The sequence below is a fragment of the Hymenobacter mucosus genome, assembly GCF_900188255.1.
In the GTDB taxonomy this organism is placed as follows: domain Bacteria; phylum Bacteroidota; class Bacteroidia; order Cytophagales; family Hymenobacteraceae; genus Hymenobacter; species Hymenobacter mucosus.
This window is the reverse complement of the sequence record NZ_FZNS01000021.1, coordinates 1-19,741: the sequence shown is the minus strand read 5'-3', so window position 1 is coordinate 19,741 and position 19,741 is coordinate 1. Positions and strand designations below refer to the sequence as shown.

Annotated in this window: 25 protein-coding genes; 10 read left to right on the top strand and 15 right to left on the bottom strand. The window is 55.4% G+C overall.

Features of this window, described 5'->3' with window-relative positions; genetic code table 11:
- Positions 1-24 precede the first annotated feature (24 nt).
- Entirely contained in the window at positions 25-195 is a 171-nt protein-coding gene (locus CHB83_RS23980) for a hypothetical protein (protein WP_179225620.1), read from the bottom strand.
- Positions 196-383: 188 nt separating this feature from the next.
- Positions 384-1,409 carry an LPD29 domain-containing protein gene (locus tag CHB83_RS22820; RefSeq protein ID WP_089334446.1) on the bottom strand — a complete coding sequence of 342 codons (1,026 nt, stop codon included), beginning with the start codon at positions 1,407-1,409 and terminating at the stop codon, positions 384-386.
- A gap of 810 nt (positions 1,410-2,219) precedes the next feature.
- Between CHB83_RS22820 and CHB83_RS22815 the strand changes: the two genes are divergently transcribed.
- Together CHB83_RS22815 and CHB83_RS24165 are read left to right on the top strand one after the other, a co-directional pair.
- Positions 2,220-3,338: a replication initiation protein gene (locus tag CHB83_RS22815; RefSeq protein ID WP_089334445.1), complete on the top strand. Its 1,119-nt coding sequence runs from the start codon at positions 2,220-2,222 to the stop codon at positions 3,336-3,338.
- A 470-nt stretch (positions 3,339-3,808) separates the two neighbouring features.
- Complete coding sequence (locus CHB83_RS24165; RefSeq protein ID WP_245855414.1) at positions 3,809-4,228, top strand: toll/interleukin-1 receptor domain-containing protein; 420 nt, start codon at positions 3,809-3,811, stop codon at positions 4,226-4,228.
- A 110-nt stretch (positions 4,229-4,338) separates the two neighbouring features.
- Here the strand turns inward: CHB83_RS24165 and CHB83_RS22805 are convergent, their stop codons facing one another.
- From CHB83_RS22805 to qatA, 5 genes are all read right to left on the bottom strand, one after another.
- Positions 4,339-4,617, bottom strand: coding sequence for a hypothetical protein (locus CHB83_RS22805; protein WP_089334443.1), 279 nt, complete (start codon positions 4,615-4,617; stop codon positions 4,339-4,341).
- Positions 4,618-5,081: 464 nt separating this feature from the next.
- The gene (qatD, locus tag CHB83_RS22800; protein WP_089334442.1) at positions 5,082-5,831 is read right to left on the bottom strand and encodes a Qat anti-phage system TatD family nuclease QatD; all 750 of its coding nucleotides are present in this window, start codon (positions 5,829-5,831) and stop codon (positions 5,082-5,084) included.
- Positions 5,832-5,833: 2 nt separating this feature from the next.
- A complete protein-coding gene (qatC, locus tag CHB83_RS22795) occupies positions 5,834-7,231 on the bottom strand; it encodes a Qat anti-phage system QueC-like protein QatC (RefSeq protein WP_089334441.1) in 1,398 nt (465 codons plus the stop codon).
- 8 nt (positions 7,232-7,239) lie between these two features.
- On the bottom strand, positions 7,240-8,142 hold the full coding sequence (qatB, locus tag CHB83_RS22790) for a Qat anti-phage system associated protein QatB (RefSeq protein WP_089334440.1): 903 nt from the start codon (positions 8,140-8,142) through the stop codon (positions 7,240-7,242).
- A 3-nt stretch (positions 8,143-8,145) separates the two neighbouring features.
- The gene (qatA, locus tag CHB83_RS22785) at positions 8,146-10,050 is read right to left on the bottom strand and encodes a Qat anti-phage system ATPase QatA (RefSeq protein WP_089334439.1); all 1,905 of its coding nucleotides are present in this window, start codon (positions 10,048-10,050) and stop codon (positions 8,146-8,148) included.
- 60 nt (positions 10,051-10,110) lie between these two features.
- Here qatA and CHB83_RS23975 point away from each other — a divergent pair, with 60 nt between their 5' ends.
- Entirely contained in the window at positions 10,111-10,440 is a 330-nt protein-coding gene (locus CHB83_RS23975; RefSeq protein WP_089334438.1) for a hypothetical protein, read from the top strand.
- A gap of 230 nt (positions 10,441-10,670) precedes the next feature.
- On the opposite strand, the gene CHB83_RS22775 is transcribed toward CHB83_RS23975, so the two are convergent.
- From CHB83_RS22775 to CHB83_RS22745, 8 genes are all read right to left on the bottom strand, one after another.
- Positions 10,671-10,940: a hypothetical protein gene (locus CHB83_RS22775; protein ID WP_089334437.1), complete on the bottom strand. Its 270-nt coding sequence runs from the start codon at positions 10,938-10,940 to the stop codon at positions 10,671-10,673.
- Positions 10,941-11,087: 147 nt separating this feature from the next.
- Positions 11,088-11,249 carry a hypothetical protein gene (locus CHB83_RS23970; protein WP_179225618.1) on the bottom strand — a complete coding sequence of 54 codons (162 nt, stop codon included), beginning with the start codon at positions 11,247-11,249 and terminating at the stop codon, positions 11,088-11,090.
- An 8-nt stretch (positions 11,250-11,257) separates the two neighbouring features.
- On the bottom strand, positions 11,258-11,944 hold the full coding sequence (locus tag CHB83_RS22770; RefSeq protein ID WP_089334436.1) for a hypothetical protein: 687 nt from the start codon (positions 11,942-11,944) through the stop codon (positions 11,258-11,260).
- A 55-nt stretch (positions 11,945-11,999) separates the two neighbouring features.
- A complete protein-coding gene (locus tag CHB83_RS22765) occupies positions 12,000-12,563 on the bottom strand; it encodes a hypothetical protein (protein ID WP_089334435.1) in 564 nt (187 codons plus the stop codon).
- A gap of 51 nt (positions 12,564-12,614) precedes the next feature.
- Positions 12,615-12,923 (bottom strand): hypothetical protein, encoded by a 309-nt coding sequence (locus CHB83_RS22760; RefSeq protein WP_089334434.1) that lies wholly within the window; start codon positions 12,921-12,923, stop codon positions 12,615-12,617.
- 28 nt (positions 12,924-12,951) lie between these two features.
- Entirely contained in the window at positions 12,952-13,239 is a 288-nt protein-coding gene (locus CHB83_RS22755; protein WP_089334433.1) for a hypothetical protein, read from the bottom strand.
- A gap of 191 nt (positions 13,240-13,430) precedes the next feature.
- The gene (locus tag CHB83_RS22750) at positions 13,431-13,847 is read right to left on the bottom strand and encodes a hypothetical protein (protein ID WP_089334432.1); all 417 of its coding nucleotides are present in this window, start codon (positions 13,845-13,847) and stop codon (positions 13,431-13,433) included.
- Between the two features lie 326 nt (positions 13,848-14,173).
- Entirely contained in the window at positions 14,174-15,076 is a 903-nt protein-coding gene (locus tag CHB83_RS22745) for an ArdC family protein (protein WP_089334431.1), read from the bottom strand.
- A 343-nt stretch (positions 15,077-15,419) separates the two neighbouring features.
- On the opposite strand from CHB83_RS22745, the gene CHB83_RS22740 reads away from it, so the two are divergent.
- The 7 genes from CHB83_RS22740 to arsB all read left to right on the top strand — a co-directional run bounded on the left by CHB83_RS22740 (position 15,420) and on the right by arsB (position 19,450).
- A complete protein-coding gene (locus tag CHB83_RS22740) occupies positions 15,420-15,683 on the top strand; it encodes a hypothetical protein (RefSeq protein WP_143437259.1) in 264 nt (87 codons plus the stop codon).
- Positions 15,670-16,020 (top strand): ArsR/SmtB family transcription factor, encoded by a 351-nt coding sequence (locus CHB83_RS22735; RefSeq protein WP_089334429.1) that lies wholly within the window; start codon positions 15,670-15,672, stop codon positions 16,018-16,020. The genes CHB83_RS22740 and CHB83_RS22735 overlap by 14 nt, the downstream gene beginning before the upstream one ends.
- A 26-nt stretch (positions 16,021-16,046) precedes the next feature.
- A complete protein-coding gene (locus CHB83_RS22730; RefSeq protein WP_089334428.1) occupies positions 16,047-16,505 on the top strand; it encodes a DUF6428 family protein in 459 nt (152 codons plus the stop codon).
- A 69-nt stretch (positions 16,506-16,574) separates the two neighbouring features.
- Positions 16,575-17,348 carry a metallophosphoesterase family protein gene (locus CHB83_RS22725; RefSeq protein ID WP_089334427.1) on the top strand — a complete coding sequence of 258 codons (774 nt, stop codon included), beginning with the start codon at positions 16,575-16,577 and terminating at the stop codon, positions 17,346-17,348.
- A gap of 36 nt (positions 17,349-17,384) precedes the next feature.
- The gene (locus tag CHB83_RS22720; RefSeq protein ID WP_089334426.1) at positions 17,385-17,828 is read left to right on the top strand and encodes a DMT family transporter; all 444 of its coding nucleotides are present in this window, start codon (positions 17,385-17,387) and stop codon (positions 17,826-17,828) included.
- Between the two features lie 27 nt (positions 17,829-17,855).
- Positions 17,856-18,350: a GNAT family N-acetyltransferase gene (locus CHB83_RS22715; RefSeq protein WP_089334425.1), complete on the top strand. Its 495-nt coding sequence runs from the start codon at positions 17,856-17,858 to the stop codon at positions 18,348-18,350.
- Between the two features lie 11 nt (positions 18,351-18,361).
- Positions 18,362-19,450 (top strand): ACR3 family arsenite efflux transporter, encoded by a 1,089-nt coding sequence (gene arsB, locus CHB83_RS22710; RefSeq protein ID WP_089334424.1) that lies wholly within the window; start codon positions 18,362-18,364, stop codon positions 19,448-19,450.
- Positions 19,451-19,741: the final 291 nt, after the last annotated feature.

The following is a 19,741-nucleotide window of genomic DNA, read 5'->3' as shown; positions in this document are numbered from 1 at the left end:
AGTCGGAGGTTTTCCCCTATTTGTTTAACAACACCCATCCATTCGCAGCCAAGGGTTCGGGTTGTGCTCAGTCCGGCCCGCTGCCATCAGCTTGTGCGCTCCGGTCATTACCAGAAACCGCTTGCCGCCTAATTGCAGCAACATGGTATAGGCTTCTTCTACAATTTCGGGCTGAGGGCTGGGCGTGGTGCTCATAAAAAAGGGCTTTTAGGTGCGTTGCTTATACCATTTAAACGTATTTAGCCCTCTTAATGTTGCATTTTTTACAACATTACTTATGTATTTTTTGCATATTTATTCTGGCACGGTGGGTGTATTTTTTCCCTTTTGTACTCCTTTTTGCAATTGCAAACCGGCCTGCCGGGGGGCTACTGCTGAACCAGCTAGCTACGCTCTGCCGCTTCAAATTCCTGGTCGGTGCTATCCTGGCCGGGGTCGGCTAGCCACTGCATTTCGGCGGCGTAATACTCGCGGTCTGTCTGATCGGGCTCCGCTAGTGGCTCCACCTCTGACAAGGCTGGGGTGCTGCTGCGGGCGCTCAGCTCGTCGCCGGTTGTGCTCAGGCTAACGATGTGGCCCTGCTCAACAAGGGCAGCGGCAAACTGCTCTAAGTCGCCGTGACTGCTGTTGCTGCTCACGGTATGAGTGCCATTTTTCTCGCCGTAGCTGGTCTGCATATCGTATCGCTGGCTGCTGTGCCACTTATGAAAGGCGGCGAACTGTGCGGCCAACGGGGGCTGCTCGCGTAGGTCTAGCGAGTTAAGGAAAAAGCCATAGGCTGCGGAGTAGCGGCGGTGGGATTGAATGTACTTAGCGCCGTAGCTTAGACGTAGCAACTCGCCCGATGGGGCTACGCTGGTGGTGTCCTCTTTGTACTCATACATATCCTCTAGGCTGTTGTAGGTGCCGCTAATGAAGGGCGCGTACACTTCCTTTACCTGGGCGGCGCTGGGTCCGTCTGTGTAGCGAATATCAACGCTGGAACCGTTGGCGTACACCTCCGATGTTACGCTGAACTTCACGCCGGGAAAGGCTTTTTTCAGGGCTTCGCGGATTAGCTGCGCGGTGCCCGCCGTGGTATAGCTGCGGGTAGTGATACCATCCTGCTTGCGCTCGGTGAAGGGCTGGCGGGCTTCCTTACGGGCCTCGGCCTTACGCTGGGCCGCTTCGCCTGCTGCGGTCAGGTGCTTGATGATTTGCTTTTCTGCTTCCTCGGCGCTGGTGGCCGCAAAATACTTGTGGGGGTGACTCTGCTTGCCCAAAAACACCAGATAAGAAATCTTGCCGGGCATGAACTCCTGCACGTAGCCTACGCCTACTGCGTCACTTACTCCCTCAACCGTAATTTTCCGGCCGTTTTTAATAAATGATTCGCGGCTAATTTGCTGGGGAGTGGCGGTGCTGGGCATGGATAATAAACTGTTTTTGTGCTTGTTACTTATACTATTTAAACGAAAAACAGCTTATTAATGTTGTATAAAGTGCAACATTATTTATGTATTTTTTGCATCTTTTCTGGTACAGTCCGTGGATTTTTCCCTTTTGTTCCCTTTTTGCCGCCGTGGGCCTCATTGTGGCCACTAATTCTTGCTCGTGGCGCTATCTGTTGGCTGGGGTAGTTTTCCTCTGATTCGCGGTAAGGATGGTAAGGGAGCGACCATCGGGAACTGTGCGCAGCACCGGAGCGAAGCGGAGCCCTGGACAGCCTGGCTACCGCCCTAAATGGGGTAGTAATTTCAGTGATAGAGAAAGTGGAAAGGAGTATAAGGTAAACTCAATGGTTATGTGAATAGTAGTATAAAATAGTAAAAAAGTGCAATCCCGGTTTTTTCGTTTTTATGCCATTATTTGCTGTTTTGTTTGTCTGCTTTTGGGGTTCTTGTACTCCTTCTAAAAGCTTTCGCTCGGGTGGAAACTATTAGTCAGAAATTTTACAGATTGTTCTCTAAAAACCACAAATAGTATTACTATAAGGAGTGAAATGCAATAAAAGGACAAATAGGTCGGTCTAGTGCGGTAATAAAAGGACAAATGGGTCGGTGTTTTGGGGGTAATAAAAGGACAAATGGGTCGGTGTTTTGCTGAATAAAAGGACAAATGAGTCGGTATTATAGGACACATTTCTACGATGTCCTTTTATTTATTCCTACCTTAGCCTTATCACAAAAAAAGCCAGAGCATTTATTTTCAATTACAGTCCCCAATTTCAATAAGGCGTTATGGCTAGTAAAAGTGTCTCTCCCGCCCCGCTGCCGCTTGGCTTTGCTTATGAACCGCAGCACAAAGAACTAGTCAAGCAGCACTGGAATGCTACCTTTTCCCGCCAAAGTAAAATGAGTGTGGCGGCGAAGCGAATTATGGCGCGAGTGCTGGACCAAATCAAAGATGATGATTACCAGCTTAGGCCCTTCTATCAACTTCACATCAACGATATAGTAGAAGATACTGGTATCGCCAAGGATGTTGCCCGCCGACATACCCAAGCAGCTATCATTGAATTAGCTACTGCTGTCTGGACTTTTGAAAGTTTAGACAAATCAGAATGGCGGGTAAGAAACCTGCTTGATACAACTAGGGAAGAAACTGCTGGCTACAAAGATGGCATCATTACGATTCCTCTTAACCCGGCTCTGGCTGACTATTTCATCAACGTTGCACACTATACTACCTATCAGCTCACCCACTACATGAAGCTGAAAAGCTGGTACTCGATGCGCTTCTTCGAGATACTTTCCGCTTTCAAGGATACCGGCTTTTGGGAGGTGCCAATAGATGATTACCGTCTGCTCATGGACTGTGGGCCGGTCCTGGATAAGCGGCGGCAACCTAAAAAAGATAAAGCTGGCAAGGTGTTGATGAAGTATCCCCTAGTCAAAGATTTGATTCAGCGTACAACCACTGAGCCACTGCAAGAACTGGCTGATACAGACGTGGCTTTTACCTTAACTCCGGTTTATGAAGTAAACCGGACCAGTGCAGGTAGACCCAAAATTGTGCGGCTACGCTTTGACCTGACGCATAAGCTGCAAACCTCCATTCCCGCATCCTGGCTCTCTAACCCGGAAACTAAGGCGCTCATTGAACGCTTGCGCTCCTGGAAGGTGACTGATAAGAATATTGCGCTCTATGCCCCTGTGCTGGGCCGGGAAGGCGTAAAGAAGATACTCCGGGAGTGGGACTTGAAAGCCATTCACCCAACCGACCGAATCAACAGTAAGGAGAAGTATTGCAATACGGCTCTGACGCGGGCGGCAAAGCAGATTACCGACCAACAGAAAGCCGAAGCTCTGCAAGTGCGCCAAGATTTGCAGCTGGGACTATTCGCGGAGAAAGAATAAGCTGCCTTAGAAATAGTAACTGCCCGGCTGGTAATCAGTCGGGCAGTTTAGTTACTGCTGACATGGCTTGGAATTTTATAATTTTCGGTACGGTTAAAAGTTAAGTCTATTCACCTCAGCAACAAGTAACGCCTATGTCAAGATGTACTGCACCAACTAGGGGCCATCGTACTGCTAGTGCAAGAGCGGAATGCCCGGCCTGTGGTGGCCGCTCCTACGGTAGCTCCTATGGAAGCTATTCCCCTCCCTCCTACTCCCCTCCTTCCTACTCGACAGGGAGCGGTTCGAGCAGCCGAAGCAGCGGGGGTGAATCCAGTAGAACCATTAGGCCGCGCTGGTCGCGTGGTGGTTCGGGATCTGGTGGTGGCTCGGTTATTCTCTATTCTCCTGCCCAAATACAGGAGCTTACGCCAGTTCGTGAAAATATCGAGAAACAATTTGCCATCGAAAAGCAATTAGTCGAGCAGCACTTGCCCGTACCTGACACCCGCGACTATTTTCTTTGCCACGCATGGAATGACCGAAAGGAAGTTGCAAAAGACCTGTATGATAAGCTCATAGAGCGCCGTACTTCCGTATGGTTCAGCGAGAAAGATGTTCTTCTAGGCTCAACGTTAATGCGGGAAATAGACAAAGGGCTGGCAAAATCCCGAACCGGAATTGTGCTAGTAACACCTGCATTTCTTCAAACTCTGACGAGGATGGGAGTTGCTGACAAAGAGCTTTCAGCACTTTTGTCACAAGGTAAACTTGTTCCTGTTCTGCACGAAACGACTTTTGAAGAGCTTTACAAAGTCAGCCCCTTGTTGGCCTCGCGGGCTGGTTTGAACACCTCAGAGGAATCACTGTCAGATATTGCAGATAGGCTAGCTGAGCTGGTCGCTCCCTAATTCAGCACAAATAGCACTGCCGATTTTCCTTTTGTTCGCGGCCTCCAGCTTGAAAAATAAAAAAGCCCCGTTCCATCGAATGGGGCTTTTTTGTGGGGGTGGTCCCTGCTCTACGAGGCGGCGGGCTGCTGGCCCTCCTTGGCCCGACGAGCGGCCATCACTTGCTGAGCCATTTCTACCAGATTGCTAGCGCCGGTAAACAGGGCCAGGTGTAGGAACGTGGGCTTGTCGCCGTAGCTCTCCTGCATTTCCTTGAACAGCTTAGCGGCTCTCCTGGGGCTGCACTTCATCAGGTGGGCTACGTCCTCCACCGTGGCCCACTGGCCACTGACAATAATTTCTGCATTGCGGCTGAGCTGCGGCGGCTCCGGGATAGGGGCCGGGGGCACTCGTATAGATAGGAGAGCATCAAAAAGTGTGGGGCAGTCCAGTTTTGTAGCTGGTTTAGGATAGGAGCTAAGCAACTAGTTTTTCAAACTAGAATGGTAGTGCCCCACACTTTTTGATGCTCTCCCGAGCTAAAGGGTGATTGGTGGCCCTCGGGCTCTCTACCGTAATTCTTTGTCCAACTACTAACGCAATCCCAATACGGTCTGTAGCTGGCCGAGCAGTTCGTTAACCCCTGTAACGCGCTGGGTAGTGCATCCTGATTTCACATTGGCTGTATCAGCAGCTCGGGGAGCGGTTGGCTTTTCAATTTATACCCTTAGGTTACACTACGCGCAAAGTGCGGCGTAACCTTGCTGCTCGCGACGAGTAGCATCGAAAAAAGGCTATGGTACTCGTGTGCAAGCGAATCTAAAAGCCCCTATTGCGCTTGAAACAATTTTGACGGAGGGCTATTGGAGCCGCGTTACTGCGTTGCCCGCAGCAATTCCGAAAAGTTGTCCCACACCAAGGATAAGCATTCCTGCTCCCCCATGGCCCACTGCTGGCTCAGCATCTTTACCGTCGCTCGCAACGAGGTGAGCCGGTCAGGCACAGCGGCTGAAAAAGTAAACGGCGCATCTGTTTCCGTCAGCAGGCGGCTGCGCGGAATAGCCTTAAGTAGCGCAGCCGCCGATTTGCTGGCGAGCATGGTGTGATTTACAGAAAAGTAGAAGCCCAGTTCCACTGCCCGCCGCAACTCCGTTAGATTGCCGGAATACCAGTGCAAGATGACTTGGTGCGGGGTGTCGGCCAGCCCGATAGCCAGTTCCTGAATGGTCTCGGCGGCAGCCCGGCGGCTATGCACAGTCAAAATTTTAGCTGGGCTGGCGCGCAGCGCGGCGGCGGCACCGCGCAGCACGCGCAGTTGGGTATCCCGCTCCCATTGGTTGGTGGTGGTGCCATCGAGGCCGATTTCACCAATGTATTTGGTTTCGGTGCTGAGCGCTTCAAACAGCGCCACCTCATTACTCCGTTGGCCAGCCAGTTCCGGATGTAGGCCCAGGGCCAGCCGGATATTGCGGCAAGAGCGAAACAACTGCTGGTTGGGGCGCCACAGGACGGGGGCATTCGTGACCGAAATGGTTTTTATCGGGGCCGCATCCTGCTCAGCTACCCTCTGCTGAATGCCAGGAAACAAATCTAGGTGGCAGTGGGTGTCAACGTACCAGGCCATAGCTACTCCACTACCCGTACTCGGTGCAGAATGGCCGCCACTTCTGCCAGGCCACGCTGGTACACGGCAAGCGATTGCTGCGGGTCCGCGAGCGGCCCCGTCAATTGGATGGCCGCTGCCAGGTACTGCGGGTCGGCTTGCGTACGGGCCAGCATGTACCGGAGAGCCATTACGTTCTCGCCCTTGGCGGCTTTATTAGTTGCTTTAGCTGTGGAGGCGTGCAGGATGTCGCGGTAGATATCTGTGCGATACCGACGGTCAGCCGGCAGCAGCGCGTTGTCATCGCGGATGCCTGCCTGGTGCAGGGCCGCGCGCCGGATGATGCAGGGTACGCAGCGGCCGCAGTGCCGAGTTCCTGCGCCCTCTAACCGGGCATTTCGCGTGGCGGGCCGGCTGCACGACATGGTATTGACGCTCGCGGCGAAGGCCGGGTCAGAGCAGTTAGCCAGCATCTCGCCTTTTGTGAAAAATTCAAACGGGTTGTGCACCGTCGTGTTGAGTCCCAGGTTATCCATCAGCTGCTGCACCAGCTTCAGATAGTAGGGGTGCGTAGTGCGGGTACTGTAAGCCCCCATCCGTAGGGGTGAGAGCGGCAAATTCAAGGTAATAAAGCCGTTTTCCGGAATCCATAAATTTTTCTGGGCCGTTCCGGGCAAGGCGGAGGCACAGGCCGCCCCCAGGGCTAAAAACAGAAACGAGCGGCCGCGCTCGGTACTCTCGCCCATTACCGCTTCGTAGGTGCGCGGGGGCTTTTGCACCCGTACGAAGGCCTTGATCAGCTCCAGGTGTAGGGAGGGGTAGTGGGCACGCAGAGCTTCGGCCGCTTGGTTCCGAAAATCAGAAACGTCACTGCTCTTCGCGTGCCCGACCAACAGGGGCTGAACCCCGGAGTCTAAAAGCTTCATGGCTCCCAAAAAGCTGTCCATTCCCCCCGAAAATAAGCACACGGTATTGGTCTGATACGTAACCGGCTGCATGCTGCGCCGCGCCACGACAATAGCGGCCGTACTCGGCCGAAAGGTCAGCTTCCACAGGTCGCCGGTCAGAAAGTTGAGGGTTGTAGCCAACAGTTCGGCCTGCGCCTCCCACTGGGCTACGTCGCTCACCGGCACGAACAGTTCAAACTGGCGCGTCCACCCGTCATCCGAGTTGGTGTAGCGGTCGACTGTCGTATCGGCGGCGTAGGCCGCGCAGGCCACTGCCAGCCAGTCCAGGCACAGGGGGGAGGGCTGTAGCCTGACCCGCCGCAACGCCACCAGCAATTCGCTCAGGCTGATGGCCGGCTGGCCGGAACCGGGACGCTGCACATCGAAGGTATAGAAATTGGCAAACTGCGTGCGGTCGGCGCCGGCCCCCGGGTCGGCTTCCCCAATGCGTAGTTCAATTCCACTGGTAGGCATAGGATACGCTAGTTAGCTTTGAGGATGGCGTTCAGGGCAACGGAATAAATGCGTTGAATTTCCCGGTTTAAAGTAGACGGGTCAGCCATTGACCGGGTCAGTTCGGGCAAGATGGTGCTGTGTACCATGCCATTGACTATCTGATACAGCTCTTGCTGCACGCGCAGCGAACGGTCGGGGTCAGCCGTTGCCACGGTTTGCGAGCGGCCAATGTCGCAGATGAGCCGCAGCACGATGCTCTGCTCCAAGAACACGGCCATCATCTCGCCTGCTTGCGCTTCCGTCAGGTGCTCCAAGTCCAGGTTAGGCATGTCCGCCACTACGCGCGTAATGGTATCGGCATAGGCCTCGCGGGTGATGGCATCATCGAGCAGCGCGGAAACTCCGCACACGTGACCCATCAAGGCCGAAAGCACGGTCACCACGGGCTGACCCACTAATTGGCCCAGGTTCAACCGGGTTAGGGTAGCCGCCAACCCTTGCTGGCGAATGTCGCCCAGTACTGCCCCAAAGGAGGCCACAGCGCGGCCCGAGCGACTGAGACGCCGTGCCCCCGTGCGTGCCCCGCCCAGGCCCTGCGCCACGTAATTCTTTACCGTGCGTCGCAGGCCGGAAAAGTCATTGGTTTTAACGGCCTTTTGAAAGCCCCGCTGGCTGGTGTTGAAGCGGTTGGCGGGCAGCGGCACCGCAGGCTCTGCTACCTCCTCGCCGGCTGGTTGGGTCGGGTTAGCGGGCTCGGCTGAGTCCGCTGGGTCGTCTACCAGGGATGGTTCTTCTTCTAGCTCGAACGGTACCTGCTCTGGGTTAATCGGCTCACTTGCCGGGTCCTCTTCGGGAGGAAGGGGCTCAATCCAGTCGGGAATCAGGGGAATGGACGGCTTTGGGCCGCGGCGGTTAGCAGAGGTTCCCACGAATTAGGCTATGGGTTGCGTTTGAGAAAGAAGGCTCTTCAAGGTCCCGTTCACCTGCGGGTCTTGCTGTAGATTCACCAGAAAGGTATGGCGGGCCGCTTTTCCGTCCAGCGTCGTGAAAAAGCCGAACTTGGTACCGACCCACACCCCTAAGTCCTTCGCGGCTACGCTGTTCATCATGGTTATAAGGGGTACTTCCAGCGATGGTTGCTGCTGCACCAAGTATACCAATCCATCCACCGCCTTGGGCACCGTCTGCCAGTCTCCGGTTGTCACGGCTTCCCGCTGAAGTTGCTCGAACAGCAGCCGGGCCTGGCTCGGGGTAAGCGCTTTCGCATCCGCCTCGTGCTTTACAAATTGCAGGCGCACGCCGGTTAGCAGCGCCTGATAGAGCGGCAGCAGCGCCGGCGGAATCTCCTCACCCGGCTGAAAGCTCAGGACTCGCTCGCGGGAAATGAAAATGTACGGCCGCAAGTCCACTTCTGCCAGGGGGGGCGCAAACTGCGCCCAATGCCGTAGTTCTTCCTCAGCTGCCGTGGCCGTAGAAGCCGGCGTAACGGGCTTCGCTTTTGCCTTCGGCTTAACGTCCGACACAGGCTCGGGCTCAGTGGCTTCCAGTTGCTGTACCGTAGCTGACCGCCCGTCCGGGGCCGCTGTCACGTCGGCGACCACCGCTTCGTATTGCTCGGCATGGAAGCGCTCCAGCAGCATGAGCTTAGCCAGCGCGTCGAGCTGTACCTTTCCTTCCAGGCCGTAGATACGTGCAACACGCTGGCGCAGGAATAAGGTGTTCAAAAACCGCTTGACGTTGCGTGGATTACCGCGCAGTTCCTTGGCTAGGGTGCTACCCAACTGCTCCGCTACATTGAGAATGTTGCGCAAGTCCTGGTTAGAGCCGCCAAGCTGTTCGGTGATAAAGGCGTAGGTCAGCTCTTTGTTGTCGTAGGGAGTTTCGCGGGCCTGTTCAAAGGCCGTACAGATTTGGGCCAATCGGGCTTTGTCGTGCTGCAAGTGGTTTTGCAACAGCAAAAATCGGATGTAGTTCTGCGTTTGGAGCGCGTTAAGCGAAGGAACGCGAATCGGAATCTGAATGAGCTTTTCCAGGTAGTGCTTCGTGTACTCGGCCTGCGACACCGGTAAATCGGGAAAGTGTCGGCGCACGGCATACTCAATCATCTGCTCGTCCGTGGCCAGGATGAAGGCCGAGCCCTCAACGAACAGAAATAGCTTGACCGCTTCCAGAATGTCAATGACTGAAGTGGGCAGGCACCGGTCAAGGTCGTCCACCAGCACGACTAGGCGCTCTACGCCGGCTTCCTTGATAAGGGCTTGCAACTCGTCGCGGAAAGCCTGTATTTGCGCAGGCACGGTCGCCTGCTCCGGTTTCAGCCATTCTTCTTCTTCCGCCTCTACCGTTACGTTAACGGTCGGCCCGGTTGGTTTAGCTTCCTTCTCGCCAAACACGTCTTTGGCGCTGGCAAGCAGGCCAGGCAAGCCAAAAAGGGCTGCCGGCGACATTCCCGAAGCAGCCGTCATGGCTAGGCTGCCCGCTACCTTGGCGGCTTTCAGCCAGTTGATGCGCTTGAAGAGGCGCTTGCCCATCGCCACGGCCGAGGCTCCCACCGAGCGTTGGCTCAGCAAGGCGTGCACCACGGCTTCCATCAGGGCCGACTTGGTATCGTCGTAACCTTGGTAAAGCCACCCGTTGAACGTCAGGCACAGCGTTGTTGGATCGTCCTTTAACTCCGCCTCGATGAGTGACAGAATAGAAGTTTTACCCGCCCCCCAACTGCCATGTATGCCGATAGTAAGCGGTCGTAGTTCTTCCTCTCGTAGTATTTCCACGATAGTCTGCGCTATACGTTGGTGTCCTAACAGGTCAACGTTTGTTTCTTTATCATTCCACATCGCGGAAAACTCTGATTACTGTTCGATATTACAAAAAATCGCGACTCTTGAAATTTACTCATGCTCACGCTAACCGATTGCTTGACGATAAATACCCGTGGAAAGTCCATTTATAACGTCGCACGGCTGGTTACATCCGAGCAGAAGCGGCAGTTACTGGAGCAGTTTGCCGTTCTACACGCGGGTCAGCAGGTTTGGCGTGTCAGGATGCATATGCCTAAGCGGAATATGCCATTTGTACAACACGGTAATATCCTATTTCGCGGTAGCAAATTAGTAGTTAATGAATTGCAAATCGAATTTGATACCTCATCCCTGACATGCAACAGCGCCGAGCAGGATATGGTATGGGAAATCATGCGCCGATTTTTTCCTAAGCGACTGCTCTGATGGCGGCGTACCAAACCTAATAGGGGTTGAAATTAATGCAGTTGGCACAAAGTGGGCCTTGGTTAAAAGTTCGGCACAAAAGTTAATCGGCATTGCTCACGTGGCCGAGTGGGATATTCTTCAGGACCTGCGCGAACCTCTCCGAGTTAGCCTGCTGGCACCGGTGCGATTTGGTGAAATCCACCAGCAGGCAAAACCCATTGAACGCGAACTGAGTCGGAGGTTTTACCCTATTTGTTTAACAATACCTTAAGAAAGAACTCATAACCGGCCGGAAACTGCTGCCGGGTGCGGTGGCCAGTGCTCAGGCGTAACTCGCTCAGCGGGGTTCGACAAGCGCCGTTCATCCATACGGCTACTACCTCACCATCTGAAAACGAAAACTCCCGGATAGGTGCGGCCACTGTATAGTCGCGGGTGCTCATGTGGACGTAAGCGCCCACTGTAAAGCCTGCGGCGGCGGCTTGTGCGTCTATCTCGGTTTGGCTGGGGTATGGCATGGAGAAAGAGCTATAAAGGCTAGGGAAAGGCTAGAAATGACTAGGCGGCAAGCTGGGGGGCTACTCGGTTGAGCGTAGGCAGTAGCTTTTCGCGGAGCTTAGGAGTAAGGGCAAATTCAGCCTGCCACTCCGCGTAGGTGGCGCGTATTAGCGTGGGGGCTTAGGCCGCTTAAATCCCCGGTCAGCCTCGGTGTCCTGTAAGGAAATGATAAGCTCGTTTCCCTCAGTATAACCGTTGATTTCGTGAAGCTTGGAAAGCAGGGGGCCGCACAACAGTATGCGCCGGACTTCTTCACTGTGGGTTGCCATAAGAAGCACTAGGCGGCAACAGAATCAACTTCGGCTACTGAGCTGGTATGCGCCTCACTCATGGGGTGGTGAGTGCTGCGGGCCTCCTGGTAGAAGTAATGCCACTTCGTGTGCCCGTAATTCAGCCGGTCTTTGTACAAGGCTATTCCGCTGACCGTGTATGCCTCATGGCCAGTATAAAACCGAACTTTCGTACCAACCGGATAGAGGGGGGCGGGGCGCTCCTGGCCGTGGCTCACGTAGGCAAGCTGGCCAACTATGCTGCCCACTGCTTGCCCGCGCCAACGTAGCTCGTTGACTGGCCCGGCTGCGGCCCGCTGAATCAGATAAGCTACCTCGGCCTCCTGGTCGCGTAGGCCAATCGTTGCAGCCACTAATGAAATAGCCTGCTGCGCGGTGTCCGCGAAGTAGATTCTATCTCCCTCGCCCGGTACGATGATTTCAAACTTACCGCTTAATACCTGCTGGGCGTTGGGATTTACATAGTTGAAGCCGGGGTACTGCGGCGCTGAAAGCAGCTCGTAGTTCGCGGCGTTGTCGGAGTGCTGGCCGGCAACCTCAATGCTGTAAAAGTAGCCACTCCAAAAAATGGCGGTCACGGCTCCCTGTACCGTGGCGTAGCGAGTGCTACGAACGGTGGCACCAATCGTGATGCGGCCCGCTAGGGTTTCAATGGCTTGAAGGTTGGGTAACATAGCAAGGGGCTAAAGAACAAAAGGGAAAAAAGGGCTGGGCCGCTGGGGGCGCTGGCTAGTCGCGCTGCTCGTCCTGCGGGTGCTCGGGGTAGTCCTCGCTGTCCTGGTTGTCGTCCGGGTTAGCGGTTTCGGGGTAGTCCGGTATCCAGTCGCCGGGGTCGTTTATCGCCGGCTTGTTGTCGTTGGCCTCGTGCGCCTGGTCGATGGCAGCCGCCCACTCGGCCAACGGGTGTTCTTTATCTGGCGCAGGGGCCGCTGCGGTGGCGGGGGTCGGCTTGGGGCCGTAGGGCTCCAACTCGCGGCCGAAGATGTGAACCAGCGTCACGCCGGGGCTTTGGCGCTGGAACCAATCGGGTAGCACCTCGGGAGCACAAAGCACCCCCAAATAGCCGTCAGCGTGGAAGTAAGCCTTCACCACGGCCGGGCCGAAGCTGTTCATGTAGATATGAACTCGGGCACCAATAGCGGGCACCTGTCCCTCGCCCGACCAAATAAGGACTGGCGGTAGCCCGTTCCGGGTTGGAAAGCCTACGTACTTCGGGCATTTCTCCGGGTCGCCTACCCAATCTAGCGGGCTGATTTCGGGCTGTTTTGGGGTCGGGGCTGGGGTCTTTTTCATGGCGAATATTCAAGGGAGAAGAAAGTAGTTAGCTGCTGGGGGCCGGTGGCCCTACTCGTTGTCGTCCTGCTGCGTGTGCCACTGGCGCAAGCCTGCGGGCATCCTGTCGTAATCGAGTTGATAAGTGAATAGCCCTAAGCCCGCAAACATGATTAGCAGCTCTCCCTTCTCATTGCTCCACTGCGAGTAATGCAGTCCGTCTTTGCTGGTTACCCCTCCCCCGCCGACCTGCGCAAAGCAGCTCGGTACATCGACCTGCCCTAAGCAGGCGGTGATGGTGATATGGTGGTTGGCTTGAATGTTCTCCTGCGCTATGGCTATGGCTTGGTCAGGGGTCAGTAGGCGGGTGGCGTGGCTCATGGCGAAAAAGGAAAGAGGTAGGGAAAGGCTAAGCGTAAGCGGGGCGCTGGCTGCGGGCAAGCATCGCTGCATCGGCGGCGGCGCGAGTAGCGCGGCGGGCCTGCGCTACTTGCCGAATCATGCTAGCTATGGCTTCGGCCGGGCTGGTGGCCTCGGCGGTCAAGCTGGCTGCACCGATTTTCATTCCGGCCGCTTTCAGCCGGTAGTATATCAAGCCGCTGCCGGTGGCCGTTTCCTTGTCGTACATCATCACCGAAACGTTCAGGTCGGGAAATGCAGCGCGGGCTTGGGTGCGGAAGTCGGCAAAGTCAGACATGGCTAAAGGGCTGTTTTTGTGTGCGTTGCTTATACTATCTAAACGTATTTGCCCTGCTTATTGTTGTAAAAACTACAACTTTATTTATGTATTTTTTGCATCTTTTTGGTCATAATGAGGCCGCTTTTTCCCGCTGGTTCCTGACTTATAAAAGGTGGTTTTTCCCTGCTGGGCAAGGGGCGCTGCTGGCCCTATGCGGCAAGGGCCAACTGACTACCGAATACACAATTTGCGCGGGGGCTGCGCTTCTTGCGGCTGGCGGTCTTGGCGTGGTGGGTGGTTTCTGTAACCAGTCCCAAAAAGCCTGCGGCGTGGCAATAGGCGGCAACTTTGGCCTGCTCGGGGTGTCCGTCCCGGTTGATGGTGACAGTAGTTCCAATAGCGGGCACCGGAGCCTGATTCGACCAATGCAGCCCACCGGGCAAGGCTTTGAGGCTCGGGGCTGGCTCCCACTCGGCCGCTGGGGTCAGCTGCTGCTGGCGGGCCTGCTCGGCAGCTTGATAGGCAGCTTCGCGGGCCTCACGCTTGGCGACATTGCTGGCTCTGAGGCGTTCCAAGCGGGCGGCGGGAATACGACGAGCGGGGCGGTATAGGTTGGTGCTTTTCATGGCAGTAGGCGTGAGGGCTAAGAGCCTGTTTCTATGTGCGTTGCTTATACTTATTAAACGTATTAACTAGCATAATGTTGCATTTTTTACACCTTTATTTATGTATTTTTTGCATATTTTTTCGGCACGAAAGGTGGTTTTTCCCCTTTTGTTCTCTTTCCACAATAGGTGAGAACGCTACCGCAATAAGTGAGAATTACCTTTTTACAATTGCAAAGCAGTTCTGCTATCTGGCACCTCAACCTGCCTTATTGCAATTGCACTTTTCCTCTTGTCGCGGCTCCGGGTCCGGCCGGACTTCTCCGGCCGGACCGCTGGCCTCTCCCCTACTCGGCTGGTATCTCCGCTTCTCCGGCTTCGTAGCTGGGCACAATCCCCCGAATCAGGTTAGCGGCCTTCTGGCCTTGGCTGGCGGCGGAAATAATCAGGCGCTTATCATTACGTAGGGCCTGCAACCAGCTTGCAACGTAGCTGGCGCTTCCGGCCGTGGTGGTAGCTAAGTCAAGGCCCGCTGCGTTGCCTAGAAAGGCGGCGGCTAGCTCGGCTACCAATTCCTCTTTGGCGTAGGTTTCGCTTCCGAAAGCGGCCTTTTCTGTCAGCGTGGCCCGGTCTAGGCGTTTGCTGTGGCCAGTGCTGTGGGCCAACTCGTGAAACAGGGTCAGGTAAAAATCCTCGGCCGTGTGAAAGTCGCTGGCCTCGGGCACGGTCACGGTGTCGGTACTGGTCCGGTAGTGGGGTTCACTCCCGGCGTACACGATGCGCGGGCCGCCCACGTAGCCTGCTAGTATCTGCTCAGCAGCTTCTAGTGGCGTATGTTCCCGGCTGGGCAGCTCGGGCAACTTCCACTCTACCCCGTCAATCTGCGCAATATTAAAGACGGTGCTATACTGCAAGATGGCTACCTTCTTCTCCTTGCCCTGCGCGTCCTCCTTCTTGCCGGTCTTATAGAAAACTACTGGCATCCCCTTCTCGCCCTTCCGAACGCAACCGCCCAACTCGCGGGCCTGATTAAAGGTCAGGTAATACGGCTGCTCGTAGGGCTGCATCCCTAGTAGAAAGGCGTTGATGCCTTGGTAAACGTGCTTGCTTTTATAGTTACGTGGTGCGCCGTGGGCAGCATTCCAACTAACTTTCCAAGGGGTCACGCCGTTTTCGAGGGCAACAATAATACGATTAGTTATCACATCGTAAACATCCGTGCGGGGGGCGAAGGTGGCAGCGTTTTTCATGGCTAAGAGGCTGTTTATTTGCTTGTTGCTTATACTATTTAAACGCAAATAATCGTTTTAATGTTGCATTTTTTACAACATTATTTATGTATTTTCTGCATCTTTTATGGCACATCATGTGATTTTTCCCTTTTGTTCTCTTTCCTGCTCAGTCGGTCCCGAAAGGATAGATTTTATAAGTCATTCTCGGGGCGTTTGTGCTCACTAAGCCAGGGCAACCTAGAGTAGCAATAGAAATTACCGCCAAGCTTATATTGCTCTGTACAATAATAATTTCCTTATGTCGCAAACATACGTCACATTATGTCGTATGTTTGCGACATCTACTTTGTTCTACTTGTGTATGGCCTCTACCTCACCTTCTTCCGTCCATCCAGTACTACACCTAGTACTTGAACGAGTGCTACGCACCGAATGCCTCGTCTTGGAAAGTTTGCGCCTACAAACGCAAGGGGGGTACAATGGCCTACCCGGTGGTGGCGACGAGCAGCGGCTACGGGATGCTGAGCAGCGCGCTTATCAGCGTGCAGAAAAGCTCTTTGCCCAATTGCTAGCCGCCACGGCTTCTACTGACACTCTCTCCACTTCCTCTAATGACCTACGCTAAAACGGCGGCCTTTACCGACGAGCAGCAGCAGCTCGCCCGCGTAGCCAAAGCCCTATCCCATCCTGCCCGAGTCGCCATCATCCAATTGCTGGCCAGCAAGCAAACCTGCATCTCTGGCGACATTGCCGCCGAGCTGCCGCTCTCGCGCACGACCGTCTTTCAGCACCTGCAAGAGTTAAAGGCACTGGACCTGATTCGCGGCGAAATCGAGGGGGTAACCGTCTGCTACTGCCTTAACACGCCCCTACTACAGCAAGTCTACCAACAATTTACGGCCTTCTTTATCGAGGCCACTTCCACGACTGCCTGCGGGCCAGCCGATGCCTGCGCCTGCTAATTTCCATCCTTCACTTCCTCACTGCCATGAAAATCTCTGAACTGAAGCAGTCCCTGCGCGGACTGGAAGCTATCAATTTCCGCCTGCCCGATGGCACCTACCTCCCGGCTCACTTCCACGTCACCGAAGTAGGATTGGTAAGCAAGCACTTCATCGACTGCGGCGGGGTCGAGCGCCGCGAAACCGTGGCCAACTTCCAACTGTGGGAAGCGGGCGACTATGACCATCGGCTGGCCCCGCAAAAATTCCTGCACATTCTGACGCTATCCGAAAAAATCCTCGGCCACGAGGATTTGGACATTGAGGTGGAATACCAGCAGCAAACTATTGGCAAGTTCGGCCTCTCCTTCGACGGTCAAGACTTTGTGCTGACGCAAAAGCAAACCGCTTGCTTGGCGCAAGAAGCCTGTGGTATCCCGAATGCTCAATTTGCGCTGCCCCAACTGCAAGTAGCGGCCTGCACACCGGGCGGCGGGTGCTGCTAAATTCTGGTAACGGCGCGGCCCCTGGGGTTGCGCCGTTTTGCTTTCCAACTTTCCCTTCTTCTCTTTCCGATGACAATTGCCTTTTTCTCCGACGTACACGGCAACCTCCCCGCACTGCAAGCCGTGCTGGCCGACTTGGACCAGCGCCGCCCGGACATGATTTTCTGCCTGGGTGACCTAGTAGGCTATGCCCCTTGGCCTAACGAGGTAGTAAACGAAGTGCGGCGGCGGGGTATTCCGACGCTGGCGGGCAACTACGACCAGGGCATTGGCCTGGCCAGCTCCGATTGTGGCTGTGCCTACCAGACAGACACCGACAAGAGCCTGGGCGCGCAAAGCATCGCCTATACCAACTCCGTAGTGGGCGACGACGAGCGGCGTTATCTGCGTCTGTTGCCCAAGCACATGCGCCTGGACTTTCAGGACGAACCCTGTACGCTCAGCCTGCTCATGGTCCACGGCTCGCCGCGCCGCATTAACCAGTACTTGTTCGAGGACTTTCCCGAAGGCAGCTTTTTGCGCCTGCTGGAAGGGGCAGGGGCGGATATTTTGCTCTTTGGCCACACCCATAAGCCCTACCATCGGGCGATTCCTTACGAGCACGAAGGCGAAACCCGTTACCGGCACGCGCTCAATATCGGCTCGGTGGGCAAGCCCAAGGATGGCGACCCACGCGCCGCCTACCTGCTGCTGCACCTTGACCAGAGCACGACCCGCACGGACGCTAGCAGCCTCCGCTCGGAGTTCGTGCGGGTGGCTTACGACGTGGAGCACGCCGCGCAGGCGGTGGAAGCGTCGCCCTTACCGAATGAGTACGCCGACATGCTCCGCAAGGCCTACTAGTCATCCACACGGACCGCGTTGCCTTTTCCTCCGTCCATGAAATACCTTCCCCTGCTCGTGCTGGTATTGGCGGGCGCTGCCCTGACCACCCAATCCGCGGTCAACAGTCAGTTACGCAGTGGGCTGCACAGCGTGATGTGGGCCGTGCTCGCCTCCTACGTAGTCGGGAGCATAACCGCAGCGCTGGTGCTGCTAGCCATGCAGTCCCCGTTGCCTACCCTAGCCGACGTGAGCGGGGTGAAATGGTATGAATGGACCGGGGGCGCACTCGGCATGGTCTACATCGCGGCCATTGTTTTTTCGCTGCCTCGCGTCGGTGCAGCCAGCCTCTTCGCCCTAGTGGTCACCGGGCAACTGCTCACGGCGGTGCTGTATGACCATTTCGGGCTGATGAGCCTACCTCGTCACAGCTTTTCGCTTAGCAAGCTGGCCGGGGTGTTGCTGCTAGCGGCGGGGGCGTACCTGCTCCATCGTAAATAACCCTTTCTGCTTCGGCTTTTCGCTGTGATGAACCTACTACCTCTACTAGCTACGCATTGGCCCGCCGTACGCGACATCTACGAGCAAGGCATTGCCACGGGCAACGCCACCTTTGAAACGCAGGCACCCACTTGGGAAGCATGGGACAAAGCCCACTTACCCCATAGCCGCTTGGTCGTCCTGGATGAAGCCGGTACGGTGCTGGGTTGGGCGGCGCTTTCGCCCGTATCGAGCCGTTGCGTGTACGGGGGCGTGGCCGAACTCAGCATTTACGTGGCCGCTGAAGCGCGCGGGCAAGGCGTGGGGCGGCTACTGCTTCACGCCCTCATTCAAGCATCCGAAACCAACGGTATCTGGACGCTGCAAGCGGGCACCTTCGAGGAAAACACGGCCAGTATTGGCCTGCATACGCAAGCGGGATTCCGGGTTATCGGGCACCGGGAACGCATCGGCCAGCACCACGGCGTGTGGCGCAATACGGTGCAGATGGAGCGCCGTAGCCCCTCGGTCGGCATTACCTAATCTTACCCTACATGACAACGCTCAACCAATCTACTCCCCTCTCGCCGCCCGTTGCGGCGGTTGCCCAAAAGAAACTCTCGGGCCTGGACCGGGGCCTCACGCTCTGGATATTTCTGGCAATGGCCCTGGGCGTGGGCCTGGGCTACTTGGTGCCCGGCATCAATGACGCGGTGAACTACTTCTCGGTGGGCACGGTGAATGTCCCCCTGGCCCTGGGTCTTATCTTGATGATGTATCCCCCCTTGGCCAAGGTCAAGTACGAGCAACTGCCGTCAGTCTTTAAGAACACGCGCATCATTGGCCTGTCGCTGTTTCTGAACTGGATACTCGGGCCGCTGCTCATGTTCTTCCTGGCTATCTGGCTGCTGCCCGACAAACCCGAGTACATGATGGGCCTGATTCTCATTGGCATTGCCCGCTGCATTGCGATGGTGCTGGTCTGGAACGACCTAGCCGATGGCTCCCGCGAATACGCGGCGGGATTGGTGGCCCTCAATTCCCTCTTTCAGGTGCTGTTTTACTCGGTGCTGGCGTGGCTGTTTATCACCGTACTCCCGCCCTACTTTGGGCTGAAAGGCTACGCCGTGAACATTGGCATCGGGGATATTGCCCAAAGCGTGCTCATTTATCTAGGCATTCCCTTCGCGGCGGGCTTTCTCTCGCGCACTATCCTGCGTCGCCTGAAAGGCAACGAGTGGTACGAGCAGGTGTATATCCCGACCATTAGCCCGATTACCTTGATTGCGTTGCTGTTAACCATCGTGGTCATGTTTAGCTTGAAAGGCGAAACCATCGTGCGGATTCCCTTAGATGTGCTGCGCATTGCCTTGCCGCTAGCCCTGTACTTCGGCATCATGTTCGTGCTCAGCTTCGCGGCCGGTAAGTGGCTGGGGGCCGATTACGCCGAAAATGCGTCTATTGCCTTCACCGCAACTGGCAACAACTTCGAGCTAGCGATTGCCGTGGCTATCGGCGTGTTCGGGCTCAACTCAGGACAAGCCTTTGCTGGGGTTATCGGGCCGCTAATTGAGGTGCCTGCCTTAATTGCCCTGGTCAACGTAGCCTTTTGGTTCCGCCGCCGCTGGTATAGCAGTCATTAGCTTCAAAAGAGCAATGTGCAGCTTCCGAAACTACCGTTCTAACAACAGTACATAGGTCTTAACAAGAATTTATATTCCTACTCTAGTACTACTCCAACTTTTGCCTGTGGGTAGCGAAAGCGTAGCTGCAGTTGCGCAGCGCAGCGGAGCATCAGCAGCTACGCTTTTGCGCTGGGGCTTTTCCTTTGGTTCGCGGTAGATACTGTGATGAAATGCAAGCAAAGACTGCGCTTTAGCTTAAAAAGAAGAAACTTTTTATTTTAGCAATTGCTTAAATTCGCAAGTAGTACC